At 42.2% G+C, this 19,757-nt stretch carries 20 protein-coding genes and 1 pseudogene; 9 read left to right on the top strand and 12 right to left on the bottom strand.

Translation table 11 applies throughout. From position 1 onward, the window contains the following. The first annotated feature begins 428 nt into the window (after positions 1–428). Positions 429–1,148, top strand: a complete 720-nt coding sequence (locus tag ACZ5A8_RS02795) for a YkgJ family cysteine cluster protein (protein WP_464532078.1) — start codon at positions 429–431, stop codon at positions 1,146–1,148. 244 nt (positions 1,149–1,392) lie between these two features. On the opposite strand, the gene ACZ5A8_RS02800 is transcribed toward ACZ5A8_RS02795, so the two are convergent. The 4 genes from ACZ5A8_RS02800 to ACZ5A8_RS02815 form a co-directional block, all read right to left on the bottom strand. Next, entirely contained in the window at positions 1,393–2,079 is a 687-nt protein-coding gene (locus tag ACZ5A8_RS02800) for a 2,5-diamino-6-(ribosylamino)-4(3H)-pyrimidinone 5'-phosphate reductase (RefSeq protein WP_464532080.1), read from the bottom strand. 232 nt (positions 2,080–2,311) lie between these two features. Beyond that, complete coding sequence (locus ACZ5A8_RS02805) at positions 2,312–3,166, bottom strand: CBS domain-containing protein (RefSeq protein ID WP_229387923.1); 855 nt, start codon at positions 3,164–3,166, stop codon at positions 2,312–2,314. A gap of 85 nt (positions 3,167–3,251) precedes the next feature. After that, the gene (locus ACZ5A8_RS02810; RefSeq protein WP_229387926.1) at positions 3,252–3,710 is read right to left on the bottom strand and encodes a universal stress protein; all 459 of its coding nucleotides are present in this window, start codon (positions 3,708–3,710) and stop codon (positions 3,252–3,254) included. A gap of 19 nt (positions 3,711–3,729) precedes the next feature. Next, entirely contained in the window at positions 3,730–4,839 is a 1,110-nt protein-coding gene (locus ACZ5A8_RS02815) for an amidohydrolase family protein (protein WP_464532082.1), read from the bottom strand. Between the two features lie 626 nt (positions 4,840–5,465). Here ACZ5A8_RS02815 and ACZ5A8_RS02820 point away from each other — a divergent pair. Both ACZ5A8_RS02820 and ACZ5A8_RS02825 read left to right on the top strand, forming a co-directional pair. Continuing rightward, positions 5,466–5,783, top strand: a complete 318-nt coding sequence (locus tag ACZ5A8_RS02820) for a DUF167 domain-containing protein (RefSeq protein ID WP_464532083.1) — start codon at positions 5,466–5,468, stop codon at positions 5,781–5,783. Positions 5,784–5,892: 109 nt separating this feature from the next. Further along, positions 5,893–6,345, top strand: coding sequence for a toprim domain-containing protein (locus tag ACZ5A8_RS02825; RefSeq protein WP_464532084.1), 453 nt, complete (start codon positions 5,893–5,895; stop codon positions 6,343–6,345). A gap of 140 nt (positions 6,346–6,485) precedes the next feature. Here ACZ5A8_RS02825 and ACZ5A8_RS02830 read toward each other — a convergent pair. After that, positions 6,486–6,881, bottom strand: a pseudogene (locus ACZ5A8_RS02830) (DUF356 domain-containing protein); the annotation flags it as partial. A 1,035-nt stretch (positions 6,882–7,916) separates the two neighbouring features. Between ACZ5A8_RS02830 and ACZ5A8_RS02835 the strand changes: the two are divergent. The 3 genes from ACZ5A8_RS02835 to proC all read left to right on the top strand — a co-directional run bounded on the left by ACZ5A8_RS02835 (position 7,917) and on the right by proC (position 11,740). Further along, a complete protein-coding gene (locus tag ACZ5A8_RS02835) occupies positions 7,917–9,260 on the top strand; it encodes a glutamate-5-semialdehyde dehydrogenase (RefSeq protein ID WP_464532086.1) in 1,344 nt (447 codons plus the stop codon). A 137-nt stretch (positions 9,261–9,397) separates the two neighbouring features. Then, positions 9,398–10,555, top strand: a complete 1,158-nt coding sequence (gene proB, locus ACZ5A8_RS02840; protein WP_464532087.1) for a glutamate 5-kinase — start codon at positions 9,398–9,400, stop codon at positions 10,553–10,555. Positions 10,556–10,927: 372 nt separating this feature from the next. Beyond that, the gene (gene proC, locus ACZ5A8_RS02845) at positions 10,928–11,740 is read left to right on the top strand and encodes a pyrroline-5-carboxylate reductase (protein WP_464532088.1); all 813 of its coding nucleotides are present in this window, start codon (positions 10,928–10,930) and stop codon (positions 11,738–11,740) included. Positions 11,741–12,495: 755 nt separating this feature from the next. Here the strand turns inward: proC and ACZ5A8_RS02850 are convergent. Continuing rightward, positions 12,496–13,161 (bottom strand): peroxiredoxin, encoded by a 666-nt coding sequence (locus ACZ5A8_RS02850; protein WP_464533991.1) that lies wholly within the window; start codon positions 13,159–13,161, stop codon positions 12,496–12,498. Between the two features lie 325 nt (positions 13,162–13,486). Here ACZ5A8_RS02850 and ACZ5A8_RS02855 point away from each other — a divergent pair, with 325 nt between their 5' ends. The 3 genes from ACZ5A8_RS02855 to ACZ5A8_RS02865 all read left to right on the top strand — a co-directional run bounded on the left by ACZ5A8_RS02855 (position 13,487) and on the right by ACZ5A8_RS02865 (position 16,008). Beyond that, positions 13,487–14,467: a YbgA family protein gene (locus tag ACZ5A8_RS02855; protein WP_464532090.1), complete on the top strand. Its 981-nt coding sequence runs from the start codon at positions 13,487–13,489 to the stop codon at positions 14,465–14,467. A 35-nt stretch (positions 14,468–14,502) separates the two neighbouring features. Next, positions 14,503–15,594, top strand: a complete 1,092-nt coding sequence (locus tag ACZ5A8_RS02860; protein WP_464532091.1) for a hypothetical protein — start codon at positions 14,503–14,505, stop codon at positions 15,592–15,594. A 234-nt stretch (positions 15,595–15,828) separates the two neighbouring features. Further along, positions 15,829–16,008, top strand: a complete 180-nt coding sequence (locus ACZ5A8_RS02865) for a PspC domain-containing protein (protein WP_229387946.1) — start codon at positions 15,829–15,831, stop codon at positions 16,006–16,008. A gap of 197 nt (positions 16,009–16,205) precedes the next feature. Here the strand turns inward: ACZ5A8_RS02865 and ftsY are convergent, their stop codons facing one another. The 6 genes from ftsY to ACZ5A8_RS02895 all read right to left on the bottom strand — a co-directional run bounded on the left by ftsY (position 16,206) and on the right by ACZ5A8_RS02895 (position 19,563). Beyond that, positions 16,206–17,462, bottom strand: a complete 1,257-nt coding sequence (gene ftsY / locus ACZ5A8_RS02870; RefSeq protein ID WP_464532092.1) for a signal recognition particle-docking protein FtsY — start codon at positions 17,460–17,462, stop codon at positions 16,206–16,208. A 298-nt stretch (positions 17,463–17,760) separates the two neighbouring features. Next, on the bottom strand, positions 17,761–18,189 hold the full coding sequence (gene pfdA, locus ACZ5A8_RS02875) for a prefoldin subunit alpha (RefSeq protein WP_229387950.1): 429 nt from the start codon (positions 18,187–18,189) through the stop codon (positions 17,761–17,763). A 5-nt stretch (positions 18,190–18,194) separates the two neighbouring features. Then, a complete protein-coding gene (gene rpl18a, locus ACZ5A8_RS02880) occupies positions 18,195–18,431 on the bottom strand; it encodes a 50S ribosomal protein L18Ae (RefSeq protein ID WP_255679853.1) in 237 nt (78 codons plus the stop codon). Then, a complete protein-coding gene (locus ACZ5A8_RS02885; protein ID WP_464532094.1) occupies positions 18,428–19,087 on the bottom strand; it encodes a translation initiation factor IF-6 in 660 nt (219 codons plus the stop codon). Before ACZ5A8_RS02885 ends, rpl18a begins: the two co-directional genes overlap by 4 nt. Positions 19,088–19,118: 31 nt before the next feature. Next, positions 19,119–19,388, bottom strand: a complete 270-nt coding sequence (locus ACZ5A8_RS02890; RefSeq protein ID WP_464532095.1) for a 50S ribosomal protein L31e — start codon at positions 19,386–19,388, stop codon at positions 19,119–19,121. Between the two features lie 19 nt (positions 19,389–19,407). Further along, the gene (locus ACZ5A8_RS02895) at positions 19,408–19,563 is read right to left on the bottom strand and encodes a 50S ribosomal protein L39e (RefSeq protein ID WP_011024005.1); all 156 of its coding nucleotides are present in this window, start codon (positions 19,561–19,563) and stop codon (positions 19,408–19,410) included. Positions 19,564–19,757 lie beyond the last annotated feature (194 nt).

The raw sequence follows: 19,757 nt of genomic DNA on the forward strand, positions 1-19,757 counted from the left end.
TACAGGTGATTTATTCACATACCATATTTGCCTTATTGCTGACCACTGCTGTTTGCCGCGGATTTTTTTCCTCAGCAGTGTTTTAGCAATAGAGGTATTTTGATTCGATAATGTGTCAAATCGATAATCTGTCAATAATCTTAATCGGAATACTTGATATTCCTTGAAGCCTGAAAGTAAGAAATTATAAGTTTCATCAAGCCTTGAGTTTATCATAAAGAGAAATGCTAGTAATTAAATGTTACGGACATAGCCCGAAATCCAGGCATAAAATGTAACAGATATGCGTAAGATATAAATAATTCTACCTCTGGAAAATGCATATAAATCCATCTGGGACTGTACAGCTACTCAGATGGTGCTATAAACAGGATGAATAGCAGGATAGACGAATAGCAGGACAAATATTCAGTATTTCTTTTGAAAAGGTGATTTCCGTAAAAAACAATCCTATTGAAATCAGGCTTGCCGACGCGCGAGAGGAACTTGGGGATTTAATAAGCTTCTCGGACTCTGAGTTTGTCGGCATAATCAAAGAATTGGGATTCAGGTGTGAACTCTGTGCCCGTTGCTGCACTAAAGAGTTTAACGACCATGTGTTTCTGCTTGATTCAGATCTTGAAATAATAAAGCAAATAGATCCGGATGCCATCACTCCTGCCCCTTATTACGAGTTTTGCGACCAGAATGGCAGGTTCTATGTTTCAGGCTATGCCCTGAAAACAAAACCTGATGGCTCCTGCATTTTCCTGGAAAATAAGAGGTGCAGGATCTACGGAAGCCGCCCTTTAATCTGCAGGGTATATCCCCACATGCTTCACAGGGAAGCCGATGAAACAGGAAAAGTAGACTGGCGGCAGATAAGCGGTTTAAATGAGCATGGGAGTTATCATTCGGAACTCGACGATTCGACCTGCGAAGCAATTTCACAGGAGACGAGGGCTTATGAAGAAGCTTATCTCAAACAGATGATCGATTTTCTCGAAGCTTTACAGGCTCATTTCAGGAAGAATGGTCTGAAACATGTCCAGAGGATCTATGACCGCAGAATGCGGGAATTTCTTAAAGGTGAATGCGAACTGGAAGTTTTTATATACTGCAGAGGCGGGTTTGAAATGCAAAAACTCAGGTCTGGATCAGAAAAGTAACCGTCAGAGTCAAACAGGTAACTTACAGAATCAAAAATGTACCCGATTGAGTCAGACGGATGACTTAAAAAGTTAAAAATTACCCGATTGAGTCAGACAGGTAAAACTGACAGATTCTCTCAATCCACTGGACGAGCCAGTTGCTTATCTAAACTTAAAAAATATTATTCTATAAATGAAATTAATTTTTCACTTAATAAGATATAAAGATAATATTTGCTAAAATAAGTTAGAAAAGGAGGGTTTAATTCCTTTTACCCTTGACCTTCCACCTGAGAAGTATCCCGTCTTCAATTTTTTCAGCCGAAAGCAGTTCAAGTCCAAGAAGTTCGGCTTCTGCGAATCCTTCCCCGTCCGTAAAAGTCGGGGCTGTTTTTCCTCCGATGATAAGGTTTCCAACGAAAGTATATATCTCATCAACAAGGCCTGCGGAAAGCATGCCCCAGTTAAGGGTCGCACCTCCTTCGACCATGAGTGTGTTTATGCCCATTTCTTTTAATTTTGCCGCAAGTTCTCCAAGGTCAACTTTAAGTTCTCCTGTTTTAAGGACCAGAGCTTTTTCTTCCAGGTTTTTGATTTTTTCTGCAGGGGCTGAATTTGAAACAGCAATTATCCTGAGCCCTTCTCCTTTCTTGAATAAATCAGCATCTAGAGGAGTCCTTGCGGCACTATCCACGATAATTCTTACCGGATTTTCGCTTTTTCCGGCAGCTTTTCTTGCGGCTTTCCTTTCAGGAGATTTTACAGTGAGACCTGGGTCATCGGCAAGTACGGTTCCTATCCCTACCATGATCGCATCTGCCCGGGCTCTGAGCTCATCCACTCTCTCAAAATCTAGTCTTCCGGAGATCTTTACCTGCTTTCTTTCTTTTGTTGAGAGCTTGCCGTCAGCTGACATAGCAGAGTTTATAAAAATAAAGGGCCTGTTCATTTTATGGCTCCTGAAAAAAGTATTAAGAAAAATTGAGGTGCACTATTTTAAAGCGTCTTTACGCACTGGAATTCTGGAATTCTGGAATAGACCTGGCACCTGGCTTCAAGTCTATTTCCGTCAGGCTTTTTTTCAGTCTGCTTTTATTTTTTGACTGAGATAAGTTTGAGCAGGGGTTTGAACTATTTCTGGTCCGGCTCAAAACTGATTTCAGTGAGACATTTAAGCTATTTTATTCAAAGTCTATCAGTGGCTTCAGGAGGTCGTGGTCTCTTAAAAGGCCCTGAAGCTTGCGGTTTGAATTAATGATCGGTATCTGGTCGATCCTGTTACGCTTCATTTTTCTTGCGCAGTCGCTGACTGATGCAATATAAGTAGCCGTGATCGGTTCCCGGATCATGATATCGCTTCCGATCATATTGGGGACCTTAATTCTGGACACACTGTAATAAATGCTCATGGTATCTCGCATGGATTCCCATGTCCAGGCATCATCGTCCTGACCTGCGGACATGTCTGACATCTCCACACTGTCTTCAATAATACTTGCAGAGATGACGTCCCTGTCCGAGATGATCCCTATGAGTTCCAGGGCAGCATCGAGTACAGGCACAGCCTTAACACCGGCAAGTTCCATAATCCTCGCTACGACCGGCAGAGGTGTTTCACTATAAATTGCAACTACTTCCGTTTCCACATAGTCCTTGATCGGAATATCGATATTCATATCCGCAATTGTGCCCACGACGTCTGCAACCGTAACAAGTCCCACGAGCTTTCCATTATCAACCACAGGAAGCCTTCTGATGCCGTGCTGCAGGAGCAGGCGTGCGGCAGTCTGCAGGTCCGATCCAGGGGATATGGTTATCGGATCTCGTGTCATAAGAAGGGCAAGCTGTTCTTCTTCAGGGTTTTGTAAAAGGTTTGTCCTGGTCACGATTCCAACTACTTTGGAATCTTTGAGTACCGGCACTCCCGAGATGTGTTTGTTCTTAAGAATTTTAAGAACCTCGTCCCTGGAACCAGGCAAGGTCGCGCATGCGACGTCCCTTACCATGATATCTTCTATGAAGATGTTTTTTGGCATTTGATCTACACCTGTGTTGTCCTCTGAATCCTGGATTTTTTCTTATATCGCTTCTTCTTCAAAAGGCTTCAAGTTGATGGCACTATCAGCTTGTTTCTCCACTCCGGACAACCATTACCGGAACGGTTGAGCTTCTGACCACTTTTTCTGCAACGCTTCCCAGAAGGAACCTGTCAAGTCCGGTTTTTCCAAGTGTCCCCATAACTACCAGGTCAATATTGTTATTCTCTGAGAACTCGATAATCACGTTACTCGGGTTCCCTTCCCATACAACCTCTCTTATCTCTACTCCTGCAGCCTCTCCCTGATACTTCACGGCAGAAACAGCTCTCTCCCCCTCCTTTCTAAGGATTTCGAACATTGCTTCCCAGCCGCCGTCCGAGCTCATCGGTATTGAAGAAAAAGAAGATGTGTCCACTACATAAAGTGCATGAACTATAGCCCCACTGAGTTTTGCAATTTCAATTCCGTAAGAAATTGCCCTCTGGGTATTCTCGGATCCGTCTGTTGCAATTACTATATTCCGGTAAAACTCGCTCGTCATGTCTTGCTCTCCATTTTCTTTACGAATGAAGCACCGCTAATATATCGTCGGGCCTTGCCCTCTTTGTGATTCCACTTATAGGGTCCTTTATCCCTGCCAGATTGTTTGAACTCCCGTTCAGGATCATCAAATTAGCTTTATTCCCCTTTTCTATAGAACCCATGGAACCAGGCCCCATTACAAAAGAACCATTAAGTGTGCAAATTTTAAATACTTGCCTATCTTCGATCGAAAATACTTTGGACATAAACTCCATTTCAGCAAACATATTTACAGAGTTTAACATTACGTTGTCTGTACCTGCTGCTACCCGGATTCCAGCCTCAAGCATTTCAGCTATTGGTGCCATGCCTGCTCCTGTTACAAAGTTCGACCTCGGGCAGACAACAACTGGAATTTCTGTCTGAGCTACTTCATCAAGATCTTTTTTTGTGGCTTGTGTCAGATGAATCAACAGGTCGGGCTCCAGAGATAGGGCTTTTTCAATGTCACTTCTGTTCTTTTCCCCTGCATGGATTGCAAAGAGCTTTTTTATATTTCGTGTGCAGGCTGTAATCTCCTGCAAGAGTTCCATATCGAGATCGTTTGCTCCGCTTATTCCAAGTCCATCGGAGTGCAATAAAACTCTTCTTACTTCGGCAAGCACCACCCCCAACGGTAGCTCGGGTTCTGTAGGTCTACCAAATACAAGGGAGTGCAGTTCAAGCCCCTCAAGAGCTTTATTGAGGGCTGCAACTCCTACAACTCCTCCTTCTCTAAAATCCGCAAAAGCACAGGTTCCTGTCTCAATCATATCTAACAGGGACTTTCTAATGTACTCGATAAGTATTTTATAGGAAGTTTCCCTGAGGATTCTGTGTTTCAATCCATCCGGCGGCTTTACGAGAGAGTCAAGGTCCCTCTGAACCCGAAAACCGGAAGCATTTCCCAGTGGAGGGTCTTTGCAAACTGAATCTCCTAGATGGGTGTGGGCATTGACAAAACAGGGAGCTATTATATTTGCAGAATATGTACGCTCTTCTCCAACTTCCGTGATAATCCCGTTTTTTACACAAATGTACCCCTCTATGGGATCCAGTTCGGGACCTGCAATAATTGTTCCGGAAATTATCTGTTCAGTGCCGTACATATATACGCACCTCTGCTGATCATCAAACGCCTGTGCTCAGTTAATGGAAGACCAAACATATACATCATATATAACGTTTCCTTAAGCCCCTTTTATACTATCTTGACATCTTTCTCTGTTCCGGGCATCCAGAATCTTTTTTCTTATGTTTTAAACGGATTCTTTTAATTATATTTGCACATAACGAGGTCTTTTTTACCGGCATATTTATAAGTTAGTAATTATATATAACTGCCAGTCGCATTGTATAGGTCCTTGCACGAGATAATGGTAAATCCTAACTGTGAGTGTACAGACAACCCCAATGCGATACATCGATAGTGTGACACTGCCCGGCACGAGGGTAACTGAAAGGGACTGCGGAAAACCAGAGGATGATCTTTCGGAGTTAGTGCGTCCGGGCCACAGCACTATTCTACACAAATCTATTTTTCATAAAAAATAGCTTACAATAACTTTTATAGTGATTCAAAATGCACGCTTTATTAGCTGACTCTGATTTTGTCAGCCCCGAATTCACAGCTTATTAGTTTCCGGCTATTTTTGTTAATTTGATGATTCTCATTGCTAGTTGTTGCGGTTACTTCGTTACTGCTTTATATTATATCTTCAAAAAGATGACACACATGTCCTTCGAAGAGGCAATAAAAGCTCTGGACTCCGGTGTTGTGATTGATATCGAAGTCACTCCGGGTTCCAGGTCGCTTTCCGTTCCAAGCGGCTATAATGAATGGCGCAGGAGAATTGAAGTAAAGCTGACTAAAAACGCCCAGAAAGGAAAGGCAAATGAACAACTTATTGAGAGCCTTGCCGAACTCTTCGGGATTAGCAGTTCGGATATTCTGATAAGCAGCGGAGCCGCAAGCAGCAAGAAGTCCTTACTGATAAAAGGGATCTCCTATCAACAGGCTGTTTCGGTTTTCGGAGCCCGTTTAAATAAATAAAGACCAAATAAAGGCCAAATAAAGACACAATTGTAAAGAATAATCTTCGGACTCAAAGAGTAATCTTCTGAATATATCTCCTGTTTAACGAAAAAGGTTGCAGAATAACGTGACTGATCTTGAAATCTACAGAAAAAGACTGGAAAGGATTGAAGAATTGCTCTTAGAACTTTCAGAATACTCTGAAAGGGGGGCAGTAATTATTGTTGAAGGAAAAAGGGATATTCTTTCCATGAAGCGGCTTGGCATTGAAGGCAGCTTCGAACTTGCAACCCGGCACTCTCTTTTTAATTTTTCTGAGAAGATAGCGAGGCTTGGCTGTGAGGTTATTATACTGACAGACTGGGATCGGAGAGGTGACCTGCTTGCCGCCAAACTTTCAGAATATTTCGGAAGTTTTGGAGTAAAGCCTGAACTTCAGATCCGAAATAAACTGAAGTTAATAACACAGAAAGAAATCAAAGACATAGAAAGCCTGTACACTTACGTTTCCAAACTCAGGTCAAAAACAGGCTCATCTTTTGATCAGGAATATGAAACAAATGCTGGATTTGACAATTAACAATTAGAACAGGTAATTAGTCTAATTAGATAAATTGAAGTTATTTTAATCTCTAAAAATAGAGTTCCCTTTTTCCCGGTATGTTTGAGAAAAAAGGTAGTAAAAGTTAATACTTATTACAGTTTAAAAAAGAGGAAGCCTTATTCCTTATGCATTGGATTGGACGATTCTCCTTTTTCCTGAATCATATCCATACTTTGCGGGTTCTTTTGATGATTGAATGTTCTGTCGAACTCCGGATACTTTTGGAATTTGCCAGCCAGCTCTTCAAACATTTTATGCCTTGGACTGATAATAATTATATGCGCAGGGGGGTGAATCTTCTTCAACCTGCTTATAGCTGCTCCAGCGTGGTTATTCAACTCTACAAGGGCTGCAGAGTTGCATTTTGACTTGAGTGATACGCCCATTACACTTACAAGAAGCTCATCAGCATAGTTAGGTTCTATACATTTAGGAGTAGCTGAAAATTGAATATGTCCGTATCGTTCTAGGTCATGTAATGCTATTTTTACTTTATCCGAGTCGTCTGCCCGGACTAATGCGAATTATTTCATTTTTTACACACCACCAATCTACTGAAGTTATCCCCATTTCGATATGGATCTGCCCCTATAATAAACTTTGTGTATGAAACGGCTTAGTAGACGACCATGATTTATTCCGGGCGAATGCGGCATCCTCATCATATTAATAATGCTAAAAATGACCATTTCCGGGGCCGTAGTATTTTGTCCGCCTTCTTTCTTATGCAGAATATGCTCAAAAATTACAGGGGTATTCCAGAATCTCTTTTTTCAAGATTTAGTATGCATCTCCATGAAATGAAGCCGCATATTCTATAGTTATATGCATCGTATATATATTCGTTTTGAAATAATATTTCCTCCACAAGATAACTTTACTTTAAGCCTTATTTTAATTGCGTTTTTTAAATAATATTTTTTTCTTTTAATAATATAATACTATTTTTTTAAATCTTGTAAACTAGATTTTTTATTTCCGGTCTCAGCCTGAATGAAGTTTTTATCAGTGTTAACTATTAAATAAACGAGCTCTTCAGCCTTATATATTTTTATATACTTACTAAATATCATTTTGATTTGTATAAAAATACTAATATATATATATAAATTTAACTGATCCGATTTTATCAAAAAAACAAAAACTACTTCACCAAATGGTATCTTTTATTTAGAACCTTACCATATCATATACCGAAACAGTATACAAAAATATTTATCATAGGACTCTCTGTGTTCTTTTTTCATCTATGTGTATGAAAAAACTCAAATATTCTGTGGACTGAGTCCTTCTTCTTAATATCCCGGTTAGCTAAACATTATGTGAATCTTTGATCCGGTAGCTGGTTAGATAGATCTGATTCGGTTTAAGAACCTGTTATCATTCTATTGGACATCAACTATTGGACATCAACTATTGGACATCAACTATTGGACATCAACTATTGGACATCAACTATTGGACATCAGTCTATTGGATGTCTGTCTATTTGATATCAATCTATCCGGTTGAAGTGTTCAAGGTTATTACATAAAGACGGTGAATATATGGCTGAAGATATTGAAACTAAAGTGGTTACGGCAAAAAAAGCTTCAATTGAGCTTTCCAGTGTAAGTGAAGAGATAAAAAACAGGGCACTTGAGGCCATGGCAAAAGCCCTGGACAGGGAAAGAAAAGTTATCCTTGAGGCGAATTTAAAGGACATTGAGTATGCAGCCGGACTAAAAACAGCAGGAAAGCTTACCCAGGCACTTGTGGACAGGCTTAAGGTCACTGACTCAAAGGTTGACGGGATGATCGCAGGAATCAGGGATGTAATAAAGCTCAAGGATCCTGTAGGAGATACCCTTTCCACACTCGAGCTGGATAACGATTTGATCCTCTATCAGGTAAGCTGCCCTATAGGTCTGATAGGAGTAATTTTCGAATCCCGGCCAGACGTAGTGCCTCAAGTGATGTCACTCTGTCTGAAGAGCGGGAATGCAACTATTTTTAAAGGCGGGAGTGAAGCAAGGGAGTCAAACCGCATTATTTTTGATATTCTTGTAAGAGCCATAGAATCTACAGAGGGTATGCCGAAAGGCGCCTTCCAGCTAATGGAAACCAGAGAAGAGATCATGAGTCTTTTGAGCCTTGATGCATATGTCGACCTCCTGATCCCAAGAGGCTCCAATGAGTTTGTCAAGTTCATTCAGGATAATACAAAAATCCCGGTACTCGGGCACACGAGCGGGATCTGCCATATCTACGTGGACGAGTTTGCAGACCTGAGCACAGCCTGGAAGGTCTGCTTTGATGCTAAGGTCCAGTACCCTGCAGTATGTAACGCCATTGAAACTCTTCTTGTAAACCGCGGGATTGCAGATGCTTTCCTGCCGAAGATGGCAGAAATGTATCTCGGGGCAGGAGTGGAACTGCGCTGTGACGAGAACAGCTATTCTCTACTTGCAGAAAAGGGGCTTTCTCCTCTCTCAAGAGCCACTGAGGAGGACTGGAGCCTTGAATATAACGACCTTATCCTATCAATAAAACTCGTAGATACGATAAAGGAGGCAATTGACCACATAAATACCTTCGGCTCCCATCACACGGATGGGATAATTACGGAAAATGCTTCGCGGAGAAAAGAATTCATAGGGCTTGTTGATTCTTCAAGCGTTATGGTTAATGCCTCAACACGCTTTGCAGACGGTTACCGCTATGGAAAAGGCGCCGAGGTAGGGATTAGTACGAATAAGATCCACTCTCGTGGACCTGTTGGCATGGAAGGGCTGCTGATTTACAAGTATATCCTCATGGGTAAAGGCCAGGTTGTTGCAGACTATGCAGGAGAAAACGCAAAACCCTATACCCACAGGAAGCTTGACCTTAAGTTTGAGGATGTGAATTAATACATCCTTGAATATTTATGATATGTTTATATATTTGAATTGAAATACCACGCAGGTTAAGTGCAAAAACCGGAAATCCTGGATGTGGCTGAGATCAACTGCAGTCACCTTCCAAATAACATTAAGAGGCACTTCCATTGACAGATAGAGAACAATTCTTCCGTGATGTTAATAAAATCGTTATTAAGATTGGAACCTCTTCGATCACCAGAAAGGGCTGCGACCACACAAAGGAAAACTGCAACATTGACCCGGCCTTCATGGAAAGCATAGCTGCTCAGGTATCTGAGCTTCGGAAACGGGGAAAAGAAGTAATCCTTGTAAGTTCGGGAGCAATAGGTGTCGGACTTAATGAGCTGGGCATAGCCCCCAAACCTCGTGAAATCCCTATAAGGCAGGCAGCTGCAGCTGTTGGGCAGAGCATACTGATGCAGGACTGGATCAGGGCTTTTTCCAGATATGGGATGAAAGTAGCTCAGATACTTCTCACCTATGAATTCTACTCCGATAGAGTAACCTATCTTAACCTGAGAAACAGCATCTCGACCCTTCTGGAATATGATGTCGTCCCGATAATAAACGAAAATGACTGTACCTGTACAAACGAGATTGAAGCAATCTTCGGGGACAATGACAAACTCTCTGCAATGGTTGCAAGCAAAATTGATGCTGACCTCCTGATCATCCTTTCGGATATTGACGGTCTCTTTGACAGGAACCCAAAAACGCATAGTGATGCAAAACTTCTGACTCTTATAAAAAAGATCACACCTGAAATCGAAAGTTATGGGGGTGACCCTACAAGTTTCAAGGGCGTAGGAGGGATGCGGACAAAGATAAAAGCTGCAAAGATCTGCAGCATGGCAGGCTGCTATGTCGTGATTGCAAATAGTGATGTAGGGGATGTTATTCTGAAGATCGTCTCCGGAGAAGAAATAGGAACTCTTTTCCTCGCTGAGAGGCATATTCAGAAAAACCGTGCTCGCTGGATTATTCTTGCCCGGGCTTCGGGTATTGTCCGCGTGGACTCAGGGGCAAAAGCTGCGGTTCTCAGGAAAAACAGTCTGCTCCCGGCAGGCGTTGTGGACGTTGAAGGGACATTTAATAGAGGGGATGTTATAAAACTCGAATGTGAAGGCAAAATCTTTGCAAAAGGGATAACAGACTATACCTCTGAAGAACTAATCAAAATAAAAGGAACTCATACAGACCAGATTGAAAGCATTCTGGGCTATAATAATTATAACAACGTTATAAAAAAAGAAAACATTGGCATACTGGAAGAGCTAAACTGAACCTATCGGACTCAAGAAGAGTTCCCGGATTGACACTCTGTCGCTTCGATTCCAAAATAATTCATTATTTAACAAGAAATTAGTAATGAATGAATGAATGAATGAATTCAAAAATGAAGTTTTGTGAATATATTTCAGAATCACAGTATTAATTCTGGAATCAAGCATCAGTCCTGAAAAGAAGTATTAGTCCTGAAAACAAGTATGCCGATTTTGAGAGTTTGAACGGTAATATCGGGTTCTCTGGAGCTTCGACAGGTAACGCATGCAGATGCGTTTGAAATTAACCCCTGCAAATGGGTTTCTGAAGCTTCTCTTTCAAACTTATAGTTTATTTACAGTTACTTTTCTGGAAATAAGGAGATTTTACATATGACAGATCGAAAAATAGGATTCATCGGGGCAGGAAAAATGGGTTCTGCTCTCATGCAGGGCATCATTAAAGCCGGAATTGTAAAACCCGAAAATATAGGTGCAAGCGATGTATACGAGCCTTTTTTAAAAGAGCTACAGGCAAAGCTGGGAATCCGGATATCGACCGATAATGCTGTTATTGTCAGGGAATCGGATATTCTTATTCTTGCGGTAAAACCCCAGACCCTTGGCTCGGTGCTTTCAAATCTGAAAAATGAAATAACCTCAGAAAAACTCTTGATATCAATTGCTGCAGGAGTACCTCTTTCCACTTACGAGGATGCTCTTCTCGAAGGCACGAGGGTTGTGCGCGTTATGCCAAATATAGCAGCCACAGTCTCGGAGGCGGCCTCGGGAATTTCCCCTGGAAAGAACGCAATTCCCGAAGACCTGAAAGCTGCCCTTGAGATTTTTTCTGCGGTTGGCACAGCAGTCCAGGTGCCGGAATCTCTTATGGACGCCGTTACAGGGCTTTCGGGAAGCGGTCCTGCTTTCATTTTTCCGGTCATAGAGGCTATGGCTGACGGGGCGGTTCTTGAGGGGATGGACAGGAAAAGTGCCCTTACCCTTGCAGCTCAGACTGTACTGGGAGCCGCAAAAATGGCACTTGAAACAGGCATGCACCCCGGAGAACTCAAAGATATGGTTACATCTCCCGCCGGAACTACTATTCAGGGGATTCACGCCCTTGAAGAAGCCGGAATAAGAGCTGCCTTTATGAATGCTGTCATAAAAGCAAGTGAACGCTCCAAGGAACTTGGGAAGAAGTAAAATCAGCTTCTCTCCTTCTCTTTAATTTTCACTCATTCTATTTCTTTTTTCATTCATTCTGCTTCTTTTTTCATTCATTCTGCTTCTTTTTTCATTCATTCTGCTTTTTTTTTATAATTTTTCAAAGCGTAAATTTCTTAAGATAAAATTGGGTTTTCGAGACAAATTTTTCTTTTTTCTGCTTTCTGGCATTCTTTCTGCTATTTTTCTCTAATTTTTTTCAAGTAGTTAATGATCAATTATTATAGATACAGATAAATTTTATATATCAGTGGTTTCAATATTACTTTCTACCTGACAATTAAGCTAAGCATGCATAACTGAGGTTAATGGGGGTTATACTTCATATTGCATGCCTGGGTTTCAGTTCTGAAGATACTCTTATCTCAGTGTATCAATATTCAGGTTACTGGAGTTATGAATTTTCCATTCATAGCTACATGCGTCAGTGAACTTGAAATCATGATAACTGTAAAACTGAGACGAGAACGAGCTGAACATAAATTGCGATGAATTATGGCGAAATGGAGTCCTGGACCTTCTCCTTTCGCCATGGGGGGATCTCTTATGGGGGTAAGAGGTTCCTCTTCAAATTCTTTTACATAAGGCTGGAATACCCTATTTCTCGACTCTGAAAGAGGCAGGTGGGAATAGCCTACTGAATACAGCCCGAAAACCTGCTCTCTGCGAGGCTCCTCTATCTAAAATAAAACCCCTATCTAAAAAATAAAATAACGTTTTTTACTGTTTTTAAGTTATTTTTTGCTATCTTTTTTCAGGCAGATAAACCAATCAAGGCAGCACCTGCCTTCTTCTTCCTTCCCAAGCCTTTCTTTCACTCCTTCCATTGTATTCGGAGCCGGAATGATTACGTCATCTCCTGGCTGCCAGTTAGCCGGGGTTGCGACTTTTTCAGCCGCATTTTTCTGCAGAGCAATCACAATTCTCTTGATCTCCTGCATATTCCTTCCGGTTGACTGCGGGTAGTAGAGTATTGTCCTGACTTTTGCCTCAGGATCAATAATAAATACGGCTCTTACAGCCTGCGTGGTCGAGGCTTTTGGCTGGATCATGCCGTATTTCTTCGCGACATCCATCTTCAGGTCTTCTATCACCGGGAATTTGATCTCGAGATTTTTCATCCCTTTATATTCGATTTTCTCTTCTATTCGCTTCAGCCAGGCAATATGGGAAAAGACGCTGTCTATGGAGAGACCTATAAGTTCAGTGTTCATTTCCCTGAACTCGTCCTGCATACTGGCAAAGGTCATAAATTCTGTAGTGCATACGGGAGTAAAGTCTGCAGGATGGCTGAATAGAATAACCCATTTTCCTTTATAATCAGCCGGGAAATTGATTGTTCCCTGTGTTGTCACTGCAATAAACGAAGGGGCATCCTCTCCAATGAGAGGCATGTGTATCTGCTCGGATGTTGCTTCTATTATGTTCTCACCTCATACTTTAGGTTGCAATCTTTTTACGTTATCAAAAGCGCGATTTCAGGCTACCGGTACTTAATCCTGAAAAGTACTATCTATTCCCTTAATCGTCCCCATAAACTACCTAACTATTATTTCCCGTTGTTATATATCTCTTACCAATAACGGGAAAAAGCCCCCTTTTCTGGAAATACTGCTTTTATAATCTCTTTTTATAATATTTCCACTTATCTTCTGAATATGTCTCATGCTCTTTTTTGTTTGGAAAGCAATTTATGCAAGCAACTCCTTTTTGTATGGGGGTTAAATGAGAGAGTTTTCTCGGCCGAAGGTTGTCGTTAGCAGGTGCCTTGAGTTCGATCACTGCCGATATAACGGAGATATGATTAGCAGTCATGTTGTGGCAAAACTTAAGAAGTACGTTGATTTCCTGCCTGTCTGTGCAGAAGTAGAAATAGGGCTTGGAGTCCCAAGAAATCCGGTGAGGATAATCCTTGACAGAGGAGAAAACAGACTTGTTCAGCCCTCGAGCGGGAAGGATGTCACTGAGAAAATGAAAACTTTCTGTACCTGTTTCCTTGACTCTATAGAAGATGTGGACGGTTTCATACTGAAGTTCAGGTCTCCCTCCTGCGGGCTCAAGGATGTGAAGGTTTACCCGTCTGTTGAGGGAAAAGGGGCAGTTGGAAAAACGTCGGGATATTTTGGGGGTGCGGTTCTGGAAAGGTACTCTTTCCTTGCTATTGAGGACGAAGGTAGGCTCCGCAATGCCCGGATAAAAGAACATTTTCTCACAAAACTCTTTACACTGGCAGCTTTTCGGAAGGTAAAGTCCGAAGGTAATATGAAAGATCTGATAAGTTTCCACACGGAGAACAAACTGCTTCTCATGGCTTATAATCAGGCAGAACTCCGTAAATTAGGCGAGATTGCTGCAAACAGAGAGGGCAAGCCTTTCAAAGAGCTGGCTTCCGAATATGAGAAACATCTGTACAGTGCTCTCTCCAGTGCTCCAAGATACACCTCCATCATCAATGTGTTAATGCATGCATTCGGGCATTTTTCGGATAAACTTTCGAACGGTGAAAAAACCCTATTTTTGGACTGGGTTGAGAAGTACAGGGAAGGAAGGGCTTCTCTCTGTCCTGCAATAAACACAATCAGGTCATGGATCATACGTTTTGAGAATAGCTATCTTATGCATCAGACCTTTTTCGAACCATATCCTGAAGATCTGATGGAAGTGGATCCGATAGAGTCCCACTTAAGAGAAGATCTCTGGAAATAGGACTTTATTAAGGTATTTGTGGGTGGGCGCTAAGTATGAAAGCTAGAATTAAACTGATTTTTCTTTTCTTACTCGTTTATCTGGCCGGGGTTCTTTTCTTCTGGCCTTTTTCTGAGGTCTCCGGGGATTCTGGCAACGAAGGAATTCAGAAGAATCTGCTGGAAGCAGAAAATGAGAATATTGAGATTTCTGATAGTCTGGTCACGGAAGAGTCAATAGCACCAGGGGAATCTTCCAGAACCTACTCCTGGAACTATGAAGGCTACCGATGGCATCTTACTTTACTGCTTGACGATAAGCTCTATGATGCTTACAAGTCAAGGACGCGCAAAAGGGACTATGACCTTTTTGCCTCTGATCCGTATGATGACTGGTTGATTAAAAGTATTGCAGATACTCTCTTTTCCCTTTCAAAGGAGTACGGACTTGAAGAAAACAAGGTGCCGGGTCTTTGTGTTTCTTTTATCCAGTCACTGAACTACACATCAGACTTTGCAAGTTCCGGATATGACCAGTACCCTCGTTTTCCTTATGAGACCCTTTATGATAATGGGGGGGACTGTGAGGATACCTCCATCCTTTCCGTAGCAATCCTGCAGGAGATGGGATACGATGTCGTCCTCCTCGAACTCCCGGAGCATATGGCTCTCGGAATAAGATGTGACTCCAAACAGGAGGGTAGGGGTTTCGAATATAAAAACAATCGTTACTACTATCTGGAAACTACGGGGAGCAACTGGCAGATAGGAGAGATGCCTCTAGAGTACAAGGACGATCCAGTTCAGGTCATTCCTGTGTACAGAAGACCCCTTGTAAATCTTGATTTCAAAGCCCAGTGCGAGTACTCGCAAAAAGAAGGGGTTGTGGATGTTAATGTCACTTTGAGAAACGTAGGTTCCGAAATAGCTGAAAATACTACCGTTTATGTTGCCCTTCAGGCTGATGACGAGAACAGGGTATGGGATCAGATAGAAAGTGATCCTGTTAAAGTCGAACCGGAAGGAGCTTATCAATTTGCTGCAAAAGGGCTCAGAGTGCCCGGGGGAGAGACTTTTAGGGTATACGTGCGGGCTATCGGTGAAAACCTGTTCTCTGAAGAGATAATGAGCGAGTGGGTAAGTATCTGATAGAACGTTGATAGAAAGTCTTTCTTGATTCACAGGTTAAGTTTAAAGCCTGAAATCTCGATGACTTCGACAAACTCAGCAAACTGGTGAGTTACTTATAAATCGTATATAATCAATCCATTATATAGGGGAAATCACATAAAATCCGGTATAATTAAACGGAACCCGGTAAATTAGACGGTCGGATATCTTTCAGGTAACCCCGGGTGTTTTCCTGGAGTGGAGGTAGTTATAATGAAGAAACTGTACAGGTCAAAGAGAAGCAGGATTATTGCCGGTGTATGTGGGGGCATAGGTGAATACCTTGGTGTAGACCCTACGCTTATAAGGCTTTTATGGGTCCTCCTTTCCCTGCAAGGGATTGGAATAGTTGGCTATGTTATAGCCTGGATAATAATTCCCGAAGAGCCTTAAAATCCAGGAGCTTTCAGGTTACTGAAATGACTCTACCTTTCTAAACAAACCTGCAGTATTTCTTACTGCAATACTATTTTTTTCAAGTTAAAATCCCGGAAAAGATTTCGGGAATTTTTCTATCTTTCTGTTTACCGGTAGCTTCCAGTTTACTGATGGCTGACTGCCTGGATTCTAATTTCCGAAACTTGAGGATTTTACTGGTTGAAAAGCTGGTCCACAAACCATTCGGGATCGAATTTTTTAAGGTCTTCGTAGCCCTGGCCTATCCCGAAAAAGAGAATCGGTTTGCCTGTAATGTAGGCAATTGATATGGCAGCTCCTCCTTTGGCATCGGCGTCGATTTTTGTAAGGATGGATCCGTCAATCGGGACAGCATCATTAAACTGAGAAGCTCTTTCTACCGCATCGTTTCCAGCTACGGCTTCATCCACGAAGATAATAAGGTCCGGAGAACTAACTCTGCAGATTTTCTCCATCTGGGCCATAAGGTTCATGTTTGTGTGCATGCGGCCTGCCGTATCAGAGAGCACAAAATCTATTTTATGTGCTTTTGCATACTGGACAGCATCATAAATAACAGCTGCGGGGTCGGCTCCGGCCTGATGCTTGATCATCTTTACCCCAAGTCTGCTTGCATGAATCCCCAGCTGGTCAATAGCGCCTGCCCTGAACGTGTCTCCTGCAGCAAGAATTACGGAATAACCAGATTTAAGCAGTCTATGCGTCATCTTTGAAATGGATGTTGTTTTTCCGGTTCCGTTAATCCCTACAAAGACTATATGAACCGGTTTTTGCCGGTTCCTTACATAATCATCAAAATCAAAGGTATTAGCAGATACAATATCAAGGATTGCTTTCTTCAGGGCTGCCTCAACTATCTCTCCGGTATTACTTCCAATCCTTTTTGTAGTACCTGTAAGCTGGTCTTTCACGGACTCGACAACAGCCTCGGAAACCGACAGGGCAAGATCACTTTCCAGAAGGCCCATTTCGAGTTCCCAGAGGGGCTCTTCCAGGTCTTTAGCATCCAGATATACTTCCCTGTTAAACACGAGAGCTTTAGCTTTCTGAGCAAACCCTACTTTCGGGATGACCTTTTTGAAAAAGGACTTTTTCTCTTCGGGAGATTTTTCCTCTTCTACTTTTTTCTCTTCAGCCTTTTTTCTGCCTTCAACTTTTTTCCTGTATTCAACTTTCTTCAGATCCTCTACCGAAACACGGGCGATTTCCTGAGAAACAGTTGTTCCAGTTTCGGCTCCGGGGCTTTCTTCTTTCAGGGCAGCCTCGATGGTTTCCTCTTCAATTATCGGTTCAATTTCCTCTTCAAGGCTTTCTTCGCTTTCAGGCACCTGCTCAACAATTACTGGTTCGACTTCTACTGCCTTTTCATCGATCGTTTTGCTGAGTGCCTTCTTAAAACTCCCAAGTTTCTCTTTAAATTTGTTGAACACAGGATCCATCCCGAAAAGATTCCGTAAAAAATAGGTAATTGAAGTTTAATGTAGTAATTGAAATCAGTAAGCAATTATCAGTTAGGTAATTAGAGTTAATGATATACTTATTTAAGTTAATGATATAATTATTTAAGTTAATGATATAATTATTTAAGTTAATGATATAATTATTTAAGTTAATGATATAATTATTTAAGTTAATGATATTCTTTATTTATTCTTAAATACTCTTCGATTTTTTAATGCGGTTTCTGAATTCTCGAATCCGTTAACTTTTTCCTGAGCCAGGATTTTTTCAGGCCTGGCCAGGTTGAAGTTTTGCAGCTTCTGCTTCAAGGGCCTGCATGCCCTGTGCGAGTCTAGTCAGTGAAGCATTCATCTGTTCAAAGATTTTCGTAAGCTGCTCTTTGCGGCGGTTCAGAGTTTCGATAGCTTCCTCTGCAGTTTCCTCTGCACTGAAGCCTGCACCGAGATTAACAATCACTCGGTCTGCGTTCTTGACTTCAGCATAAACATAAGAACCAAAACCTACCGGAACCATCGTTTCCGCAGTTTTGCCTGCTTCCGAAGCTGCTTTCAACTCATTTATTGTTACAATGGTCTGATCGCAGCTGGAAATGGAAGCCTGTACCATGCTCATCTCCTGCCTGAGCGCTTCAGCCTGCCTCTGGAACTCCTGATGCCTGGCTGCCAGATTCCTGATCTCTTCACTGACTTCTGCCATATCCTTCACTCCTCAGCTATTATGCTTTCGATCTGGACCTGGCCTCTTTTAACGCGGTGCTTGCTTCCGAAGATCGAGTATGTCTTATCGGTTGCATTCTTTTCGTTCTGGCTTTCGATCTTCTTTGTGAAGTTTTCCCAGGTATTTCCTGCTTTAAATTTGCCTTTAACAATAAAACTCTTCATCATTACCACTCTCTTGCTGTAACTTTGTTCTGGAACAGATGGATGATATGAGCTCATTCCAGGAACCCAAGGGCGTCTTCGATTCTCCCGAGTTCCGGCCCTGTTGTTTCAGAGCCTGCTACAAAACTCTTTGAGTTCGCGAGCAGGCCTGAACCAAGCATCTGGGTTCCGAAGTTAGTAGTTCCTATGTTTACCGGAAGTCCGAAGATCTTTTCCAGAGATTCTCTTTCCGAAGCTGTGACTTTAGGGTGCACCAGAAGTCCTTTATTTGTAACGACTCCTGCCATCCCTACATTCTTAATCCCGGCAATTGTTCCCCTATAAACGTCCACCTTAAGGGTCTTGGCAATGGCTTCCAGAGCCATATCTGACAGTTCGGGATGAACAAGGGCGGCGGAATCGTTTGCAAGCACAATGTTTCCTACTGCATTCAGTCTGTCCGGAAGAGTTCCCGCAGGAACGCCGGTGAGCTTCTGCATCTCTTCTGCATCGGATCCATATGGAAGCAGAAAACCGTTTGAGTTGCCTCTGGAAAGGGCTCCCACTACAAGGCTTCCATTTATAAGAGTCTCGACGACCCTTACGCCCAGCGCTTCTTCGAGTATAGCGCAGACCTCCGGTTTTGTCAGAGGGGGAACGAGGACAACATCCTCGGTGCAGGTTGCAAAAACCCCGATTATCGGGGTATCGTAGATATCCACTGTTCGAATCATATTCTTTGACTTTTCGCTTTATCTGGTGTATTTACTGAGCAAGTTCTGCCTGTACTTCACCATCTGCGAATTTCACAGCCCGTACTCGGATTGAGAGAGGCGGCTTTTCACAGCCTTTTTCCCAGAGACGTTCATTGATGGATTTGTCCAGCTTAACCTGCGTCAATTCGGTTTTCATGTGCCTTACAAGAAAACCCCTTACTTCAATAACTGCCCTGTTGGCTCTTTTCCATGAAGGGACCTTTCTTGTCTCTCTGAGGGGAATAGTATAGATCTGTTCTTTAACCATGTCGTCTGCCATTTTTTCCCACCATCCTCGCTTATTTTACATCCAGACTTCTTCTTCTCCAGTGCCTGCGCCTGGGATGACTCACTACCTTCCGGTTAGTTTTCACAATAACCCACACCGGGACTCGCGTATTCTGTTTGTGCGCCTTTGCAAGACGCTTCTTCTGTCCTTTCATGTTATGACTCAAGTGGACCACACCTGTTGACTTAAGTAATTTGATTCTATTAATTAGTTATATCCGGTAAATTAGCTGATCGTGATTTCAACCCTTATGTGATTGCGGCTCTGTCATGCCGGAATGAATCGGCAGGCCTGTAAACCATATTCTATAAATTCTATGATAGTCTGTGGTTAATCTGCAGCAGTATAGGGGTTGAATAT

It is taken from the genome of Methanosarcina subterranea, from assembly GCF_055385895.1.